At 59.6% G+C, this 18,737-nt stretch carries 15 protein-coding genes, 1 pseudogene and 1 riboswitch; of the genes and pseudogenes, 6 read left to right on the forward strand and 10 right to left on the reverse strand.

What is annotated here, in order from left to right; translation table 11 throughout:
• Positions 1-203 precede the first annotated feature (203 nt).
• A complete protein-coding gene (locus AC1D2Q_RS10000) occupies positions 204-950 on the forward strand; it encodes an RsiV family protein (protein ID WP_477813083.1) in 747 nt (248 codons plus the stop codon).
• Here AC1D2Q_RS10000 and cytX read toward each other — a convergent pair.
• Positions 919-2,211 carry a putative hydroxymethylpyrimidine transporter CytX gene (cytX, locus tag AC1D2Q_RS10005; protein ID WP_477813084.1) on the reverse strand — a complete coding sequence of 431 codons (1,293 nt, stop codon included), beginning with the start codon at positions 2,209-2,211 and terminating at the stop codon, positions 919-921. The two genes, AC1D2Q_RS10000 and cytX, sit on opposite strands and share 32 nt — an antisense overlap.
• 93 nt (positions 2,212-2,304) lie before the next feature.
• Positions 2,305-4,194, reverse strand: coding sequence for a phosphomethylpyrimidine synthase ThiC (gene thiC, locus AC1D2Q_RS10010; protein ID WP_477813085.1), 1,890 nt, complete (start codon positions 4,192-4,194; stop codon positions 2,305-2,307).
• Between the two features lie 163 nt (positions 4,195-4,357).
• Positions 4,358-4,463: riboswitch (TPP riboswitch) on the reverse strand.
• Positions 4,464-4,668: 205 nt separating this feature from the next.
• On the opposite strand from thiC, the gene AC1D2Q_RS10015 reads away from it, so the two are divergent.
• Entirely contained in the window at positions 4,669-6,102 is a 1,434-nt protein-coding gene (locus AC1D2Q_RS10015) for a TolC family outer membrane protein (protein ID WP_477813086.1), read from the forward strand.
• Positions 6,103-6,232: 130 nt separating this feature from the next.
• Here the strand turns inward: AC1D2Q_RS10015 and waaA are convergent, their stop codons facing one another.
• Together waaA and AC1D2Q_RS10025 are read right to left on the reverse strand one after the other, a co-directional pair.
• Positions 6,233-7,510, reverse strand: coding sequence for a lipid IV(A) 3-deoxy-D-manno-octulosonic acid transferase (waaA, locus tag AC1D2Q_RS10020; RefSeq protein WP_477813087.1), 1,278 nt, complete (start codon positions 7,508-7,510; stop codon positions 6,233-6,235).
• Positions 7,511-7,532: 22 nt separating this feature from the next.
• A complete protein-coding gene (locus AC1D2Q_RS10025) occupies positions 7,533-8,423 on the reverse strand; it encodes a LysR family transcriptional regulator (RefSeq protein ID WP_018928534.1) in 891 nt (296 codons plus the stop codon).
• 102 nt (positions 8,424-8,525) lie between these two features.
• On the opposite strand from AC1D2Q_RS10025, the gene AC1D2Q_RS10030 reads away from it, so the two are divergent.
• From AC1D2Q_RS10030 to AC1D2Q_RS10045, 4 genes are all read left to right on the forward strand, one after another.
• Positions 8,526-8,858 carry a DMT family transporter gene (locus tag AC1D2Q_RS10030; protein WP_477813088.1) on the forward strand — a complete coding sequence of 111 codons (333 nt, stop codon included), beginning with the start codon at positions 8,526-8,528 and terminating at the stop codon, positions 8,856-8,858.
• Positions 8,859-8,996: 138 nt separating this feature from the next.
• Positions 8,997-10,172 carry an NAD(P)/FAD-dependent oxidoreductase gene (locus tag AC1D2Q_RS10035; RefSeq protein ID WP_253417060.1) on the forward strand — a complete coding sequence of 392 codons (1,176 nt, stop codon included), beginning with the start codon at positions 8,997-8,999 and terminating at the stop codon, positions 10,170-10,172.
• Positions 10,169-10,981 (forward strand): aldo/keto reductase, encoded by an 813-nt coding sequence (locus AC1D2Q_RS10040; protein WP_477813089.1) that lies wholly within the window; start codon positions 10,169-10,171, stop codon positions 10,979-10,981. Before AC1D2Q_RS10035 ends, AC1D2Q_RS10040 begins: the two co-directional genes overlap by 4 nt.
• A gap of 32 nt (positions 10,982-11,013) precedes the next feature.
• A complete protein-coding gene (locus AC1D2Q_RS10045; protein ID WP_258672159.1) occupies positions 11,014-11,979 on the forward strand; it encodes a metal ABC transporter ATPase in 966 nt (321 codons plus the stop codon).
• A 10-nt stretch (positions 11,980-11,989) separates the two neighbouring features.
• Here the strand turns inward: AC1D2Q_RS10045 and AC1D2Q_RS10050 are convergent, their stop codons facing one another.
• The 6 genes and pseudogenes from AC1D2Q_RS10050 to msbA form a co-directional block, all read right to left on the reverse strand.
• Positions 11,990-12,796 carry a hypothetical protein gene (locus AC1D2Q_RS10050; RefSeq protein WP_477813090.1) on the reverse strand — a complete coding sequence of 269 codons (807 nt, stop codon included), beginning with the start codon at positions 12,794-12,796 and terminating at the stop codon, positions 11,990-11,992.
• A 71-nt stretch (positions 12,797-12,867) separates the two neighbouring features.
• Positions 12,868-13,572 (reverse strand): hypothetical protein, encoded by a 705-nt coding sequence (locus AC1D2Q_RS10055; RefSeq protein WP_477813091.1) that lies wholly within the window; start codon positions 13,570-13,572, stop codon positions 12,868-12,870.
• 3 nt (positions 13,573-13,575) lie between these two features.
• Positions 13,576-14,550 (reverse strand): glycosyltransferase, encoded by a 975-nt coding sequence (locus AC1D2Q_RS10060; RefSeq protein WP_477813092.1) that lies wholly within the window; start codon positions 14,548-14,550, stop codon positions 13,576-13,578.
• A gap of 122 nt (positions 14,551-14,672) precedes the next feature.
• Positions 14,673-16,094, reverse strand: coding sequence for a bifunctional D-glycero-beta-D-manno-heptose-7-phosphate kinase/D-glycero-beta-D-manno-heptose 1-phosphate adenylyltransferase HldE (gene hldE, locus AC1D2Q_RS10065; RefSeq protein ID WP_477813093.1), 1,422 nt, complete (start codon positions 16,092-16,094; stop codon positions 14,673-14,675).
• A 287-nt stretch (positions 16,095-16,381) separates the two neighbouring features.
• A pseudogene (locus tag AC1D2Q_RS10070) lies at positions 16,382-16,555 on the reverse strand (sulfotransferase family 2 domain-containing protein); the annotation flags it as partial.
• Between the two features lie 225 nt (positions 16,556-16,780).
• A complete protein-coding gene (msbA, locus tag AC1D2Q_RS10075) occupies positions 16,781-18,583 on the reverse strand; it encodes a lipid A export permease/ATP-binding protein MsbA (RefSeq protein WP_477813094.1) in 1,803 nt (600 codons plus the stop codon).
• Positions 18,584-18,737 lie beyond the last annotated feature (154 nt).

Genomic DNA, 18,737 nt, shown 5'->3' on the forward strand with positions numbered 1-18,737 from the left:
TTACGAGGCTCCTTTTTGTTACTTGCAACCTCGACTTCGCGCCATCCTAACGCGCCCGCGATGTTTGATGCAGCCCCTTTACAGTCAGCGGGATAGACGGTGAGGGCGAAACCAACTCTAATTAGCTTAGTGGCGAACTGACTGCCTCGTTGAGAGTCGAAGCGGTTAACTTTTCGCCTTCCCCTGTTTCATTAAGGACGCCCATGTCGCTTTTCAAGATCGCCTCCGTGGCCGCCATCGCCCTGACCCTGGGTGCGTGCCAGAGTCTTTTCCAGCCCAATTACCGGGCGCCGCTGGAAACCACCCGCGACGCTTCCGAACAGCTGAAACCGGGTTGCGCCAACCCTGACTGCCCGCTGGTGAACATCGATACGCTGCACTTCCCGGCTGAGCCTGCGCTTGACAGCATCATCGAAAAACGCCTGCTGCAAATGACCCGCACCGCGCCCGACGCCCCTGTAGCGCCGACACTGACGACGTATCGCGAGCAGTTTTTAAGCAGCGCCGGGCCGCGCTACAGCAGCTACCTGCAAGCCAAGGTACGTGAGCAGCATGACGGCTTGGTGATCATTGAATTGTCCAGCTACCTGGACACCGGTGGTGACCATGGCACGCCGGGTCGCGGTTTCATCAACTATTCACGTCAGCAGCATAAAGTGCTGACGCTGTCGGACATGGTGATCCCGGGGCAGGAAGAAGCGTTCTGGAAAGCGGCCCAGGTGGCGCACAACAGCTGGCTGATCAGCACCAAACTCGATCAGGAGCCAGAGTTCGTCAAGAGCTGGCCCTTCGTGAAAACCCAGAACGTGGCGTTGACGTACGGCGGGGTGATCCTCAAGTACGAAGTGAGCACCCTCGCGCCTTACGCATTGGGCCACGTCGAACTGAAGATCCCCTACCCACGCCTGAACGGCATTCTCAAGCCTGAGCTGTTTCCCGGCCGTAGCTGAAGGCTCGACCAAGCACCAGTTGCAGCAGCCCTGCCAGTACCAGCGACGGCAGGGTTGCGCCGATGTCCGGATAGAGATTGGCCAGCAAGTGATAAGTGCTCACCCCGCCCAGCCAGGCGAGCAACGCCGGCCAGCGCAAGGCAGCCGATGCCACACGAGCACTGCGTTTGCGCAGGATGAAGTGATCCACCAGCACCACGCCGAACAGCGGCGCAAACACCGAACCGATCAACAGCAGGAAATTCTGGTACTGGGCCAATGGCGCCAGGCAAGCGATCAGCGTGCAGATCACGCCGATGGCCAAGGCCAGATGCTCGACTTTCAAGCGCAACAGAATCCCGCTGGACACCGCCGCCGAATGAATATCGGCAAAGGCATTTTCTGATTCATCCAACAGAATCAGCAACAACGGAATCCCCAGGCCCGCTCCGGCCAGCGCCAGCAGCAAGGCATTCACTTCACCGCTCGGCGCGAACGCCAGGGTGTACGCCACGCCCAGGCTCATCAGCCAGAAGTTACCGATAAAGAAACCCAACGCCGTACCGCCGAACACATTCTTCGCACGCTTACCGAAGCGCGAGTAGTCGGCAATCAGCGGCAGCCAGGACAGCGGCATCGCGATCGCAATGTCGAAGCCCACGGCGAACGGCATCGAACCATCACCGGCCTGTGCCCACAACGCCGCCAGATCAGCCTTGGCGAACAGGTTCCAGGTCAGCCAGACGCACGCGGCCAGCAACAGCCAGATACCCCACTTGCGCAGGATCTTGCGCACGAAAGTCAACGGACCGCTGACCGCCAGCAAGGTGGCCAGTGCACCGAAGAACAGCGTCCACAGCAGCGGGTTCGACCACAGGCTGCCTTCACTGAATGCACGGGCGCCGAGCAGGCTGGCGGCGTCGCGCATCACGATGATTTCGAACGAACCCCAACCGATCAGTTGCAGCAGGTTCAGCACCGCCGGAAGGCTCGCGCCTTTTGCACCGAGGCTGAGTTTGAGCGCGGCCATCGATGACAGGCCGGTGTCACTGCCGATCACGCCGACAGCGGCCAGCAACAGCACGCCGACCAGTGTGCCGAGAAAAATCGCCAGCAATGAACCGGACAGGCCCAGACCCGGTGCGAGCAAAGCGCCGGTCTGCAATACCATCAGGCCGATGCCGAGGGAGAACCACAGGGAAAACAGATCCCGACCGCCGAAGACGCGTTTGTCGGTCGGCACGGCGATGTCCGGGGAGTAAGTGCTGGGTTGAATGCTCAAGGGTGTTATCTCAGAGGAACATTTGTTGTTGATCTGCCCGATCCCCTGTGGCGAGAGGGCTTGCCCCCTCGCCACAGGGTTATCAATGCTGGATCAAACCTTCTTGTACAGCTGACTGCCTTCCTGCTTGAACCGCTCAGCCTGTTCCGCCAGTCCCTTGGCGACTTCGGCATCGACGGTTTCGATCCGCTGGTTGGCCGCGTACTCACGGACTTCCTGGGTGATCTTCATCGAGCAGAATTTCGGCCCGCACATGGAGCAGAAGTGCGCGACCTTGGCCGAATCCTTCGGCAGGGTTTCATCGTGGTACGAGCGTGCGGTATCCGGATCGAGACCCAGGTTGAACTGGTCTTCCCAGCGGAATTCGAAGCGCGCCTTGCTCAAGGCATTGTCGCGAATCTGTGCACCCGGATGCCCTTTGGCCAGGTCGGCGGCGTGAGCGGCGATCTTGTAGGTGATGATCCCGGTCTTCACGTCATCCTTGTTCGGCAGGCCCAAGTGCTCTTTCGGTGTCACGTAGCAGAGCATGGCGCAACCGAACCAGCCGATCATCGCCGCGCCGATACCGGAGGTGATGTGGTCGTAGCCTGGAGCGATGTCGGTGGTCAGAGGGCCGAGGGTGTAGAACGGCGCCTCGTCGCAGCACTCCAGCTGCTTGTCCATGTTCTCTTTGATCAACTGCATCGGCACGTGGCCCGGGCCTTCGATCATGCACTGCACGTCATGCTTCCAGGCGATTTTGGTCAGCTCGCCCAGGGTTTCCAGCTCACCGAATTGCGCTTCATCGTTGGCGTCGGCAATCGAGCCCGGACGCAGGCCATCGCCCAGCGAGAAGCTGACGTCGTAGGCCTTCATGATTTCGCAGATGTCTTCGAAATGGGTGTAGAGGAAGTTTTCCTTGTGGTGCGCCAGGCACCACTTGGCCATGATCGAACCGCCACGGGAGACGATGCCGGTCACGCGCTTGGCAGTCAGCGGTACGTAGCGCAGCAACACGCCGGCGTGGATGGTGAAGTAGTCGACGCCCTGCTCGGCCTGTTCGATCAGTGTGTCGCGGAACAGCTCCCAGGTCAGGTCTTCGGCGACGCCATTGACCTTCTCCAGTGCCTGATAGATCGGCACGGTACCGATCGGCACCGGCGAGTTACGGATGATCCATTCGCGGGTTTCGTGAATGTGTTTGCCGGTGGACAAGTCCATGACCGTGTCCGAACCCCAGCGAATGCCCCAGGTCAGTTTCGCCACTTCTTCTTCGATGGACGAACCCAGCGCGCTGTTGCCGATGTTGCCGTTGATCTTCACCAGGAAGTTACGGCCGATGATCATCGGTTCCAGTTCGGTGTGGTTGATGTTGGCCGGAATGATCGCGCGACCGCGGGCGATCTCTTCACGGACGAATTCCGGGGTGATGATTTTCGGTACGCTGGCGCCGAAGCTGTGGCCGGCGTGTTGCTGGTCCAGCAGGCCGGCGGCGCGGGCCACTTCGAGCTTCATGTTTTCGCGGATGGCGACGTATTCCATCTCGGCGGTGATGATGCCTTTACGGGCGTAGTGCATCTGGCTGACGTTGGCACCCGGCTTGGCGCGGCGCGGGTTGTTGACGTGGGCGAAACGCAGCTTGGTCAGTTCCGGATCGGCGAGGCGTTCCTGGCCGAAATTGGAGCTCAGGCCGGACAGGCGCTCGGTGTCGCCACGGGATTCGATCCACGGCGACCGCACATCGGCCAGGCCTTTGCGCACATCGATGGTGACGTTGGGGTCGGTGTACGGGCCCGAGGTGTCATACACCACCACCGGCGCGTTGATTTCGCCGCCGAAGTCGGTCGGGGTCACATCCAGGCTGATTTCGCGCATCGGCACGAGGATGTCGGGGCGTGTGCCCTGAACATAGATTTTTTGCGAGCGGGTAAACGGCTGAACCGATTGCTGATCGACCTTGGCCGAATCACTCAGGTTGGTTGCGATTTTTGATTTTGTCGTCATCACGGGCTCTCCAGACACACATCCAGGCAGTGGATTTTTGTCGGAGCGAACCTGTAAACGAATGGACGCACGGACGCTGGAAAATCCAGCTGGTGCTGTGCTCGGAGCTCGGGTGTTCGATTGTCGAACAACATCCCGGACGAAGCACAAGAGGACTCGCCGGGTGACGAGAAATCTTGTTCCCTACGCAGGCGCTAACCTGATCAGGTTCAACGGGATCCGAAATTATTCGATCTCAGCCTCATAGCAAGGCACCCCGACAAGAACCCGGCCAGTCTAGACATAACCGGCAAAGAACGCCAACACCACGGTAAACACCATGATGAATGGCGCAATCAGCGGATTGTTGCCGTGCCTGCGGGCAACTACACTCGCTACGCCGTGCCGCGCCTTGACGCTCTGCCTTGACGCTGCAGTGCGCCGCGCCGTAGCCTTGGCGTTCAAATTATCAGCGTAATTTTTAGGGATGGCCTCATGCTGCGCAAACTCTCACTGGCCCTTGCCGTGTCTTGTGCGTCCAATGGAATGGCCTGGGCAGCAGAAGCGCCCTTATCGACCAAGACCGACCTGGTCAGCGTCTATCAGGAAGCGGTAGATAACAACGCCGATATCGCCGCCGCCCGTGCCCAATATGGCGCCCAGAAGGAAGTCGTGCCCCAGGCCCGCGCCGGGCTGCTGCCTAACTTGTCGGCCGGTGCCGACATGAACAACACCCGCACCGCGCTCGATCAGCCATCGGTGACCTCGACCCGAAGCGGCACGGTGTATCAGGCGACCCTGTCGCAACCGATTTTCCGCGCCGACCGCTGGTTCCAGTTCCAGGCCGCCAAGGACGTCAATGAACAAGCCGCCCTGCAACTCTCGGCTACCGAACAGAACCTGATCCTGCAAAGCGCCGAAAGCTACTTCAACGTGCTGCGCAGCCAGGACAATCTGGCCTCGACCAAGGCCGAAGAAGCAGCGTTCAAACGCCAGCTCGACCAGTCCAACGAGCGCTTCGACGTCGGCCTGTCGGACAAGACCGATGTGCTGCAATCCCAGGCCAGTTACGACACGGCGCGGGCCAACCGGATTCTTGCTCAACGTCAGGTGGATGACGCGTTCGAAGCACTGATCACCCTGACTAACCGTCAGTACAACTCGATTCAGGGCATCGTCCACACCTTGCCGATCCTGCCGCCGGCGCCGAACGACGCCAAAGCCTGGGTCGACACCGCCGCCAAGCAGAACCTCAATCTGCTGGCCAGCAACTACGCGGTGAGCGCCGCCGAAGAAACCCTCAAGCAGCGCAAGGCCGGGCATGCACCCACCCTGGATGCGGTCGCGCAATACAAGAAAGGTGACAACGACGCCCTCGGCTTTACCAACCCGAGCGCGACCGGTGTGCGTTACGGCGGCGATGTGGAACAACGCACCGTCGGCCTGCAATTGAGCATCCCGATCTACAGCGGCGGGCTCACCAGCTCCCAGGTGCGCGAGTCTTACTCTCGACTGGACCAGACCGAGCAACAACGCGAATCGCTGCGTCGCCAGGTCGTGGAAAACACCCGCAACCTGCACCGCGCCGTCAACACCGACGTCGAGCAGGTGCAGGCGCGTCGGCAGTCGATCATTTCCAACCAGAGCGCGGTGGAAGCGACCGAAATCGGTTATCAGGTGGGAACGCGCAACATCGTTGACGTGCTCGATGCCCAGCGTCAGCTGTACACCTCGGTGCGCAACTACAACAACACGCGCTACGACTACATCCTCGACAACCTGCGCCTGAAGCAGGCCGCCGGCACCTTGAACCCGGGGGATTTGCAGGACCTGACGCGTTATCTCAAAGCCGACTACAACCCGGACAAGGACTTCCTGCCGCCGGATCTGGCGAAGGCTGCGGCGGAGCAGTTGAAAGCCAGGCCTTAAAAAGCAAAAGATCGTCCGAACGCGGCCCGAGCCTTCGACAGCTCCTACATTGGGATTGATGTACACCCTGTAGGAGCTACCGAAGGCTCGGGCCGCGTTCGGACGATCTTTTTGTTTCAGGCAACTCGCCCTAACGCTCGATCAACCGCCCCAATCCATCCAGCAACCGCTGCAACGCCCCCTGATTGGTGCGCATCACCTTCAGCCCCGCCTCCGCCATCCGCTGTGCATCGCTCGGCAGTTCGAACAATCGCTGCACCGCCAGCGCCAGACCTTCGGCATCATCGACCTCGACCAACGCGCCGGCGCTGCGCAACTGCGCGGCGATTTCGAGGAAGTTGAACAGGTGCGGCCCGCTGAGCACCGGTTTGGCCAGGGCCGCCGGTTCCAGCAGGTTATGGCCGCCATTGGGCACCAGGCTGCCGCCGACGAAAGCGCTGTCGGCCAAGGCGTAGAGAAACAGCAACTCGCCCATGGTGTCGCCCAGCAGCACCGAAGTGTCCGCGGTCACCGGCTCGCCCGTCGAACGCCGCACCGTGGCGAAACCTTTTTGCCGGCACAACTCAAACACCGGGTTGAAGCGCTCCGGATGACGCGGTACCAGAATCAGCAAGGCATCGGGATGATTGACCAGCAGCCGACGATGGGCATCGAGCACCACTTCGTCTTCACCTTCATGGGTACTCGCGGCGATCCACACCGGGCGCTCCTGCGCCTGCCATTGTCCACGCAATTCGGCAGCACGCTGCAGCAATTGCGGGTCGATGGTCAGGTCGAACTTGATCGAACCGGTCACTTCGACCGTTTCCGGGCGCGCGCCCAAATCGCGGAAACGCTGCGCTTCGGCTTCGGTCTGCACCGCGAACAGGCTCATCTCGGCGAGCATCGGCCGGGTCAGTTTATGGAAGCGGCCATAGCCTTTGGCCGAGCGCTCAGACAGTCGCGCATTGGCCAGGGCCACGGGAATTCCACGTTTGGCGCACTGATGGATATGGTTGGGCCAGAGCTCGGTTTCCATGATCACTGCCAGTTTCGGCCGGGCCCGATCAAGGAATCGCGCCGCAGCGCAAGGCAAGTCATAAGGCAAATAGCAGTGCTGAATGCGCGGCTCGTTGGCAAACAGCGCCTGGATCCGCTCAGACCCGGTCGGGGTCATGCAGGTGACGGTGATCGGCAGCGTCGGATATCGCTGCAGCAAGGCACGGATCATCGGCGCCGCGGCGATGCTTTCGCCCACCGACACCGCGTGCACCCAGAGGCCGTCCGGTTTCATCGCCGGTAGCGCGAGGGAGAAACGCTCGCCAATGCGTTTGGCATACGCCGGCGCCTTGCGCGCCCGCAGCCAGAGCCGAATCGCTACCAATGGCAGCCCCAGGTAAAACAGCGCGGTGTAGAGAGTTCTATTCATGGCGGCGGAGTTTATCGGTTTTTTAGCCGATCGCCTGCAAGTGCACGGCAAAACGTTCCGCCAGCCAACGGGCTGCCGGGCCGAGGGGCTCGTCGCGGCGCCAGACCAGCTCCACAATCAATGCCGGCGGTGTCCATTCGCTGGTCAGTTCGACCATCAGATTCTGATACGCCGGGTACTGCACCACATGGCGCGGCAACCAGGCCCAGCCGAGGCCGCGCATCACCCATTCGGCCATCACGTAGAAGCTGTCGGCACGCCAGACCTGCGGGCTGGCCGGCTCACTGCCGGGATAGACGCTGGATTGCGTGGACATCAGCAGCTGTCGATGCTGCGCCAGTTGCTGGCAATTGACCTGCGTCTGCTGCGCCAATGGATGCCCCACGCCGCACACCGTGACCATTTCAACGCTGCCCAGCACTCGGCGCTCAAGGGCTTCGGGAATCTGCTCGTGATAAAACAGCAAGCCCAGGTCGGCCCGACGCTCCACCAGTTTGCGCGCGACATCACCCTGGGCAGCGCTGGTCAGTTGCACTTCGAGGCTGGGAAACTGTTCGGCCAGGGCTTCGAAGCTTTCAACCACTGCCTGATAAGGCATTGCCTCGTCCTGGGCCACCCGCAAACTCGCTTCCTGGCCGCGCATCATCGCTAGTGCCCGGCCGTTGAGGCGCTCACATTGGCGCAGCACTTCCCGCGCCTCTTCAAGCAGCGCGGTGCCGGCTTCAGTGAGTTTCGGCTGGCGACCACTGCTGCGATCGAACAGGCTGACGCCCAGGTCTTCTTCCAGCAGCGCAATCGAACTGCTGACCGCCGACTGCGCCTTGCGCTGATCCCGCGCCACCGCGGAAAAGGAACGCTGTTCCGCGACACTGACAAACAAGTGCAGCTGTTCCAGACTCCATTGCATGTTCATGGCTCAACCCATCTTCAGAACAGATAGGTAATGACTTTACCGCATCTGGCGGATCTCTAGAATGCCGACCTCAGAAGCAACACTTCATACGAGGATTGACCCATGACCGCTTACTACTACCTGGCCATCGCCATCTGCGCCGAAGTGATCGCCACCGTTTCGATGAAAGCGGTCAAGGGTATCAGCACGCCACTGCCGCTGCTGCTGGTCATCATCGGTTACGGCATTGCTTTCGGGATGCTGACCCTGGTGGTGCGCAGCGTTCCGGTCGGCGTGGCCTACGCGGTGTGGGCCGGCATGGGCATCGTGATGGTCAGCGTCGCGGCGCTGTTTATCTACGGGCAGAAACTGGATGTGCCGGCAATGCTGGGGATGGCGTTGATTGTGCTGGGCGTCGTGGTTATTCAGCTGTTCTCCAAGACCGCGGGACATTAAAACCCGAAGCACCATTTACTGTGGGAGCACCGCACCGCCGCTCCCACAGGTTTTGCATCCGCTCTATTGATCACCAACAAATCTCCTGCGCATCGAGTCTGTATACTGCGCCCTCGTCTTGAACACTGAGGTCGCTGCATGCCATCCGTTATTTCCACCGACGTTCTGATTGTCGGCGCTGGTGTCGCCGGCCTCTGGCTGAATGCACGCCTGCGCCGCCAGGGTTTCTCGACCGTGCTGGTGGAAAGCGCCAGTCTCGGTGGCGGGCAAAGCCTGAAGTCCCAGGGCATCATCCACGGCGGTGCCAAGTACGCGTTGCACGGTGCCCTGACCGGCGCCTCGGAAGCCATTGCCGACATGCCGCGTCGCTGGCGTGAAGCACTGGCCGGTGACGGCGAACTGGACCTGTCCGGCGTGCGCGTATTGTCCGATGCCCATTACCTCTGGTCCCCCGGCACCCTCGCTGGCAACCTCACCAGCTTTTTCGCCAGCAAAGCCGTGCGCGGGCGGGTCGATCAGGTCAAAGGTGATCAATTGCCGCCGGCGCTGCAAGACAAGCGCTTCAAGGGCAAGGTCTATCGCCTGACGGAACTGGTGGTCGACGTGCCAAGCCTGATCCAGCGCCTGGCCGACCTGGCTGGCGACGGTCTGCTGGCCGGTCAACACATCGAACCGCTGCTGGAGAATGGCGAACTGGTCGGTTTGAAAGTCGACGAACGCGAAATCCGCGCCCAGCGCATCGTTCTCAGTGCCGGTGCCGGCACCGCTGACCTGCTGACCGCGCTGGGCCTGAGCCAACCAGCCATGCAGCGCCGCCCCCTGCACATGATCATCGTCAAAGGCCCGAGCCTCAAACCGCTGTACGCCCACTGCCTGGGCGGCGGGCCGAAGCCGCGCGTCACCGTGACCACTCACCCGGCCGCCGATGGTCAGTGGGTCTGGTACGTGGGAGGCGACATCGCCGAAGCCGAAGGCGTGGCCCGCGAGCCAGCCGCGCAAATTGCCGCCGCCCAGAAAGAACTTGGCCAACTTCTGCCGTGGATCGACCTGAGCACCGCACAGTGGGCGACCTTGCGGGTCGAACGCGCCGAGCCACTGCAATCGGGCCTGACCCGCCCGGACAACGCCTTCCTCGCCGAGCAGAATCGTCTGCTGGTGGGCTGGCCGACAAAACTGGCCCTGGCACCGGACTTCGCCGACCGCGTCTTCGCCACACTGCAACGCGACGGTATTCAGCCGAGCCATCCGGCCCCGCTGCCGGAACTGCCGAAACCGCCGATAGGCGCCCCTGCCTGGGAGCAACTGCTGCCATGAGCCAACCGACCCTGCATGACCTGCATCGACCGCTGGGCAGCACCGGCCTGCTGGTATCGCCCCTGGGCCTGGGCACAGTGAAACTTGGCCGCGATCAAGGGGTGAAATACCCCAACGGCTTTCAGATCCCCGGCGACGACGAAGCCCGCATGCTGCTCAAACTCGCGCGCGACCTGGGCATCAACCTGATCGACACCGCCCCGGCCTATGGCCGCAGCGAAGAGCGTCTCGGCCCGTTGCTGCGTGGGCAGCGTCAGGACTGGGTAATCGTCAGCAAGGTCGGTGAAGAGTTCGCCGACGGGCAGTCCCGCCATGATTTCAGCGCCGCGCATACCCGGTTCTCGGTGGAACGCAGCCTGCAACGTCTGGAAACGGACTTTATCGATCTGGTGCTGGTGCATTCCGACGGCAACGACCTGGCGATCCTCAACGACAGCGAGGTCTATGCGACCCTTGCCGAACTCAAGCGCGAAGGCAAGATTCGCGGTTTCGGTTTTTCCGGCAAAACCGTCGAAGGCGGTTTGAAGGCTCTGGAACAAGGTGATTGCGCAATGGTCACCTACAATCTGAACGAACAGAACGAGAAGCCAGTCATTGACTATGCTGCTGCTCACAGCAAAGCGATCCTGGTCAAAAAGGCCCTGGCCAGCGGCCATGTGTGCCTGAGCCCGGGCGTTGATCCGGTGCGTGCCAGCTTCGAATTGTTGTTTGAACACCCGGGGGTGGCCAGTGCTATTGTCGGGACCATCAATCCGCTGCACCTCGCCCATAACGTCGCGACCGTTGTCCAGGTCCTTCGTAGCCATTGATGCCGCCCACGCGGCCTTAAGCAGGAGCCGACATGCCGCGTACGCTGATCAGAAAGAACCCGAGCAACTTCAAGACCCTGCCGCTGTTCGTCGAAGCCACGCCTGAAGGTTTGAGTTACCAGAGCGTCGGGATGCCGTTGAATTTTTCCCAGACCCTGCAACGCCGCCGTCCGGTGACGGTGGCCGACAGCGAGCGGTTTGCCCTGGAGCTGGCGAACCTCGGGGTTTCGGTGCGCCTGACCCTGCATTGGCAGAATCGCGACTACTGGGTGTTGGTGCGTCAGCGTCGGCAGGATCGCGGCGACGTGGTGCTCAAGCTGATCTCCGGCTACGTGCCGGCCCATGAGCTGAACCTGCCGCTGCACACGGCGACCCAGGAAATTGCCGAAGAGTGCCTGCTGGAAACCCCGGAGGGCTGGCTCAGCGGGCGCTTCAACGAAACCTGGCTGCCAGCGCCCTACTCGGCAGCCCTGCATTACCGCGAAGCCCTGCCGTTTCGCCTGACACCACTCTCCGGTTCGGCGCGGCCGGTGCGCTGCGCGAACATGCCGCTGATCGAACGTCCCCGGGCCTACGTGCACTTGCCGACAGCCTCGCTGCAATTGATCTACGATTTGCGCCTGGACGTGCCCAAGGAAGCCAAATCCCTGAGCCTGTTCCATGTCGACGAGCGTCTGGAGGGCGATCAACTGGTGGCCCGGCTCGATCGCAAACGTCCCGATTTGTACCTGATGCCACTTGAAGATGGGGTGCCCCTCCCCGAGTTGTATACGCTCAAGCGCGATAAGCTGTTACCGGCCAGTACCCGTGGACTGTACCTGGCGGAGAGCTTCGCTATCCAACAAGGTTGGGTGGTCCGTGAAGAACGTATTCGCTGGAAGGACTGGATAGCACAACAAGGGCTGGGGGTACCGAAAGCTCAGCGACAAGGGTTGAAGCAACTTAGCGTGAAGGCTCTCCGACTGGTGAAGCTGGTGCGGGGAACACTGAGTAAATAATTGCTTGCCCCTAGCTTGATCGTTGCTTGTCCATGAACGTGCGGAACTGCGCAAACAAATGAAAGTAGCGATTCTCCCGCTTGCCCATGCCGCGCTTGGGGGAGAACGATTCATCAGCAAATGCACCGGTGATACGAACACGGGAAGCCTTGGTATCCATGGTGCAGATCCGGGCTCCTGCCTGTTGCAGTACGTATTTGAGCAGTCGTTCGGAATGTAACTTCCTTCCTGTCGCCTTGCAGAAGTCGAAGATGTGCTCAATCCTTTTCCCATAAGCCATATAGGTATCACGCCCACAAATGGCAAAACGATCGTTCAGCCCCCCCCACCACTGCCAATCAGGGATATAGCTATTCAGTCGCCTGGCTTCAGGGTGATCGAACACATAGGCGGGAAGCGGTGTGTGATAGAAATTATCCGGCCGAACGAATACAACGAAATCAGGATTGAAGGACTCCATCATGGCGGTGACTGTGTGCAGCGAATTCAGCTGATAGATCAGGTTCCGAAGTGAAGCGTACTCGTCAGCCCAGGTATCGCCGAGTGCCTTGACTTGTTCAAAGTTCCAACGCTCAAGAACACCTTCCGTTGAAGTGAGCTGGCCCGTCATAACCTCGAAGGCCTTATAGTTATCCGCCTTCAGCTCCCCCCTTTCGCCTGAGCGCGCGTTCTGGACTTCGTCGACTTTATACAGATGATAAAAGCATTTTACGTTGCTGTTCGGGGGCAACTGCGCAAGAACGTTTTCTTGAATGGAGGGAAAGCAGATTTCCGAATTTCTTGGAATACCAAAAAAAGCCACCGCAACATTTAACACTCGACAACACCCCTGAAAGAAAACGAGCCCGCTTTTCGGCGCCCTGCTGGTGACCGGTTACCAACAATCATTCATTTGCGACGAAGCAATACTTGCCACCAACTACGACGCTGCAGAGGCACGACGATGACGTCCGACTTTTGCAACCAGTCTCGCTCATAGTCCCAGGCATGCCCGCCCCAGAGCTTTCCTGCCTCGTTGGAAAAACCCAATGTCATCAGTTGGTAGGTATAACCAGTGTGACTGCGCAGCCAATCGAACAACACTAGCGCATTAAAGCCGGTGGAAGGTCCAACATAACGCTTGCCTCCTGGTCGGTCGACCGGATAGTTCCACAGTGCCGGTAACGGAATACGCTCCCAAAAAAGCGCCACTCGCGGCAAAGGGCACATTGGCTCCGTACATCCCACCAGCATTGTGAAACAACGCTCGCCAGCGTGTTCGAAAAGTCGCTGCACTTCAGATCCATAGGGAAGACCGAAGAAGTAAGCGTCTGGCGCATTGAAGCCATGCACGAATACATTGACGCTCTGCGGGCAAAGCAATACCGATTTAACACAGGTGTTGAAGCTGACCACGACGTCATCAATGCCAATATTCAGCGCCTGGAAGTCGGCCGGCGTAATAGCCGGATTATTGGCTATAAGCACAACACGAGAAGCCATGCGCAAGCACTCCTTCAGCTCCTCCGGCAGTCCATTCATAACGGACTGGTGGCCCCCAGGCATCGCATCCAGCGCTACTTTTTCACCGGTTTGAGGCTTTTGACATTCCATGAGCTACTCCGGAACCTTCATCCCATGACGTAACTTGACCCACAGGCGAGTGAATGCCGATGGCGGTCGCCAAGGACGCATTTCACGCTGGATTTCAACAGCGAGGGTACGTCCTACGCGTGCAAAGGAATACTGACTCTCAGCGAACGCCTGCCCGTTACTGGCGATACGAGCCGCTAACGCAGGGTCACTCTCCAACAGCTTGAGTTTTTCCAGTGCCTCCTCTTCGGAGCGATAGAACACGGTGTTGTGCATATCCTGAAAACCCAACAACCGATCTTCTTCACCCTGACTCCAGGCCAGCAATACGCAGCCACAGGCCATGGCTTCAAAGTTCTTGATCATGAATTCGCCCATGCCTATATCGGCACTGACAAAAATCTTGATGCGATTGAGTGTTTCCAGATATTCAGCGCCTGACTGGGTCCGGGTTACCAACATGCCGGTACGCCGAGCCAGCGATTCAAGGACTGCCTTGCGCTGCGCATATTCGGTACTTTTCAGACTGCCCAGAAAACCGATCGGAATGTCTCGAACACCGTCCATGTTATGCAGCATCTGTTCGTCATATCCTTTTGAAACGAACACTGCATCAATATTTTCAGCTTGCATCCTACGCGCAACAACAGCGCCAGATACCAGCACACGAGAGCTTGGGAGACGGCGATACAGGCGCGAATAAACCCTCCGGTACTTACTGTCGGGCATGTAGTTCTGATAGGCGTCATGCTCGAGAAAAATCAGCCCGGGAATACACTTTAGAACACTGACCTGTGGCGCGAGGCGCTTGACTCTGGAGAAAATCACGACCCGGTGAAAGTTCTGATAATTGACCGAAGCGAGAAACGAACCGAGATTCATCTGTTGCAGCTTGCTTAGGCGATAGACAACGCAATCGGTGCAGTTCTGCTGCACGATTTCATACAGACGGTCCAATATGACGCGCTGCTCGTCCATCACCAGGAGCATGACTTTCATAAAATAATTACCACAAGACAACAGCAGGTAAGCGCGGATTCGTACCGGCCAACGTCGACGGAAACGGTTATACCTCCACGGTAAGACCGTTCACGTACATTACAAAACGAGAGACGTCCACCTCAACGGCTGCGTATCTTCTCGACGATTGCGGTGGTCGAGCTATTTTCCACCAGCCCCAGTACTTTCACCGTCCCGCCGTAAGCGTTGACGATGTCCGCGCCAACCACTTGGTCGATCCCATAATCACCGCCCTTGACCAGTACGTCGGGCTTGACCTCGCGCAGCAGGTTTTCCGGGGTGCCTTCAGCGAAGCTGATCACCCAATCCACTGCGCCAAGACCCGCCAACACCGCCATGCGACGATCGACGCTGTTGATCGGACGACCCGGCCCCTTCAAGCGGCTCACCGACGCATCGTCATTGACCGCCACGATCAGGCGATCACCTTGGGCGCGCGCCTGTTCGAGGTAAGTCACGTGGCCGGCATGCAGGATGTCGAAGCAGCCGTTGGTGAACACGATCTTCTCTTTGTGTGCCCGCGCGTCATCGACCGCCAGCAGCAACTGCTCGAGGCCCAGCACACCGCGCTCGGAGCCTTCCTCGCGCTGAATCGCGCGACGCAGTTCCGGTGCGCTGATGGCCGCGGTACCGAGCTTGCCGACCACGATGCCCGCCGCCAGGTTGGCCAGGGCCACCGCGTGGGGCAGCTCTTCGCCAGCGGCGATCGCCGCCGCCAGGGTAGAAATCACCGTGTCGCCGGCGCCAGTCACGTCGAACACTTCACGGGCACGGGCCGGCAGGTGCAGCGCCGGATGATCCGGGCGCAGCAAGGTCATGCCGTGCTCGCCACGGGTTACCAGCAAGGCGCCGAGGTCGAGGTCGTGCATCAACTGCGCGCCCTTGCTCACCAGTTCGTGCTCATCGGCGCAACCGCCGACGATGGTTTCGAACTCGCTGAGGTTCGGGGTGATCAGGCTCGCGCCACGGTAGATCGAGAAATCCTTGCCCTTGGGATCGGCCAGCACCGGAATGCCACGGGCACGGGCGGCCTGGATCAGCACCTGATGGTTTTTCAGCGCGCCTTTGCCGTAGTCGGACAACACCAGCACCTTGATGCCTTCGAGCAATTCGTCGACTTGCTCGCCCAGCGCCAGGGCGTCAGTTGCGAAAGGTTCTTCGAAGTCGATACGCAGCAATTGCTGGTGACGGCTCATGACCCGCAGCTTGACGATGGTCGGCTGGTGCGCAATGCGCTGGAACAACGCCCGCACGCCGGCGCCCTTGAGGCTATTGACCAGGCTGTCGGCGGCTTCGTCGTCGCCAGTCACGCCGACCAGCGAGGCCGGTGCACCGAGCGCGGCAATGTTCAAGGCAACGTTGGCAGCACCGCCCGGACGGTCCTCGATGTGCTCGACCTTGACGACCGGTACCGGCGCCTCAGGAGAGATCCGTGAGGTACCACCATGCCAGTAACGGTCGAGCATGACATCGCCGACCACCAAGACAGGGGCTTGATTGAATCGCGGCATGGACAACTTCATGGAGCAACCCACATACAAAATGAACAGGGGCGCGATATTAACACAGGGTTGGCGCTGGCTTGTGGGACGGCTGCAACCTGATGAATCAGCAGGGGGTTCTGTTCATTTATTGAGCAGAAATTGCGATAAACGACGGCAAGCGTCCTCAAGTTGCAGCGCCTGGGTGTCGATCTCGCATTCCGCCGTCAACGGCCATTGCGCAGGTTGTCGCCATCGAGCTGGAACGTGTGCAGCCCGTGCTGGTTGAGTTGCAACGCCTGATCTCGGGAATCGGCATCGACAGGGCCTCATTCATAACCGAGCATTTCGTAATCGCGCTGGTACACCCGTCGCACCAGCCGACGGGTACACACCGAGCAGAAGTCACGGGCAAGTATCGGACGCCGCTGTTGCGAGCCGTTGACGGGGGGTAACACTGCCGAGTGGCCTACCTGTTCGCATATCAGGCGAAAATCCCGCTGCGGCTTCGGCAAGAGCTTCCAGAGATAACGTTGCAACATGGCAGTACCCGCGCGAAAGGGTTGGCCCCCCTCGATTGAAGGCAAAGTTCGTTCAGGAACCTTAACAAGCGCGTTGCCGAGATTTATTCCGGTTTGGTCAAGAAGCGTAAAGGTCTGGATACAATCCACCGGACGCGTTGCACGCCGGTGAACGCAAGGGTGAGCAGGGCTCACCCTTGCATCGAGTCAGGCGATGTCTTCAGCCGGGGCGTCGAGGCCCATGGCGTTCAGGCGGGCGTAGTAGCCATTCTGCGCCAGAAGCTCGGCATGGGTGCCGCGCTCGACGATCCGGCCCTGATCCATCACCAGAATCAGGTCAGCCTTCTCAATGGTCGACAACCGGTGAGCGATGACCAGCGTCGTGCGACCTTTCATGACCTGATCCAGCGCAGCCTGAATATGCCGCTCGGATTCGGTATCGAGGGCCGAAGTGGCTTCGTCGAGAATCAGCAACGGTGCATTCTTCAGCAGGGCCCGGGCAATTGCCAGACGCTGACGTTGACCGCCGGACAGCAACACGCCGTTCTCGCCGACCTGGGTGTCCAGGCCTTCGGGCAACTGCGCAATGAAGTCCATCGCGTAGGCGTCTCTTGCCGCTTTCTCGATGTCTTCGCGGGGAGCCCCAGCCAGATCGCCATACGCAATGTTGTTGGCCACGGTGTCGCTGAACAGCGTCACATGCTGGGTCACCTGGGCGATGTGCCTGCGCAGGTTCAGCAGTTTGTACTGTTCCACTTCAACGCCATCGATCAGGATCTCGCCCTTGTCGTGATGATAGAAGCGCGGAATCAGGTTCGCCAATGTCGACTTGCCGCTGCCCGAACGCCCCACCAATGCCACCATTTGCCCCGGCTCGACCGAGAAACTGATGTCATCGAGTACCTGGCGATCGGTGCCTGGGTAAGTGAAGCTCAAGTGACGCACGTCCAGACGACCGCTGACGACATCGCGCTCGATGGTGCCGGTATCGACTTCGGGTTCGACGTCCAGTTGCTCGAAAATACTCTCGGCGCCGGCCACACCTTTCTGGATGGTCGAGCTGACTTCGGACAATTGGCGGATCGGCTTCGGCAGCAGGCCCGCCAGAGTGATGTAGGCCACCATGTCACCGGCGGACGCATCTCCGCGCAGGAACAACACCAGGAACATCAGCACCGCCATGGCGGTGTAGATCACCAGTTGCAGCAGCGGCGTATAGATGGCGCCAGTGCGAGTCATGCGCAATTGCTTGTCGGTGTTGCCTTGGCTGGCATTGAAGAAACGCCTTTCTTCATAGACTTCGCCGCCGAAACTGCGCACCACGCGATAGCCCTGGATCGTTTCCGAGGCCACGTGGGTCACGTCCCCCATTGCAGCCTGGATCTTCTTGCTCTGTTTACGGAATTTCTTGCTGGCGGTGCGCACCATCAAGGCGATCAACGGCAGGATCGCAACCATGACCAACGTCAGGCGCCAGTTCATGAACAGCAGCGAGACGAACAGGAACACCACCGTCATGCCTTCACGGATTACGACCTTGATCGCATCTGTAGCCGCCCCCGTGACCATGGTTACGTTGAAGGTGATGCGCGAAATCAGATGACCCGAGTTATGCTTGTCGAAATAACGGTTGGGCAAGACCAGCAGGTTGTTGAACAACTGCACACGCAAGTCGTGGACCAGCCCGAGGGAAACTTTGGCCAGAAAGTAGTTGCCCAGATAAGATCCGAGCCCCTGCCACGCTGCAATCAGGATGATCAGCAAAGGCACGGCCTGCAGCAGTTGCAGATCACGCAGGTACGGTACGGTTGGAAACAGCGCCGCTTCGGGGTTGGACAGGCCGTCGACGAAATACTTGAGGATGTACCCGAGCATTGGCTGAGTCGAAGCGAAAATCAGAAAACCGACAATGCTGATCAGGAACAGGCTGATGTACGGCCGGACATAGCTGAGCAGGCGGAAGTAGATTTTCAAGCTCGATGGGCTTGCGGAGAGACTGGAGTCGGTCATATCACGCGAATGTCGATAAAAAGGACGCTGACTTTAGCACAGCTTCTTCTGGGTTCTGGCAATCGCATAAAGGCTGTTATTGTTAAGCGTCATATTCAGCATCAAATAGCCATCACCCCGAATGGCCGATCAACTTCAGGATTGAATCTCTCAG

The sequence above is a fragment of the Pseudomonas sp. P1_A1 genome (assembly GCF_056406935.1).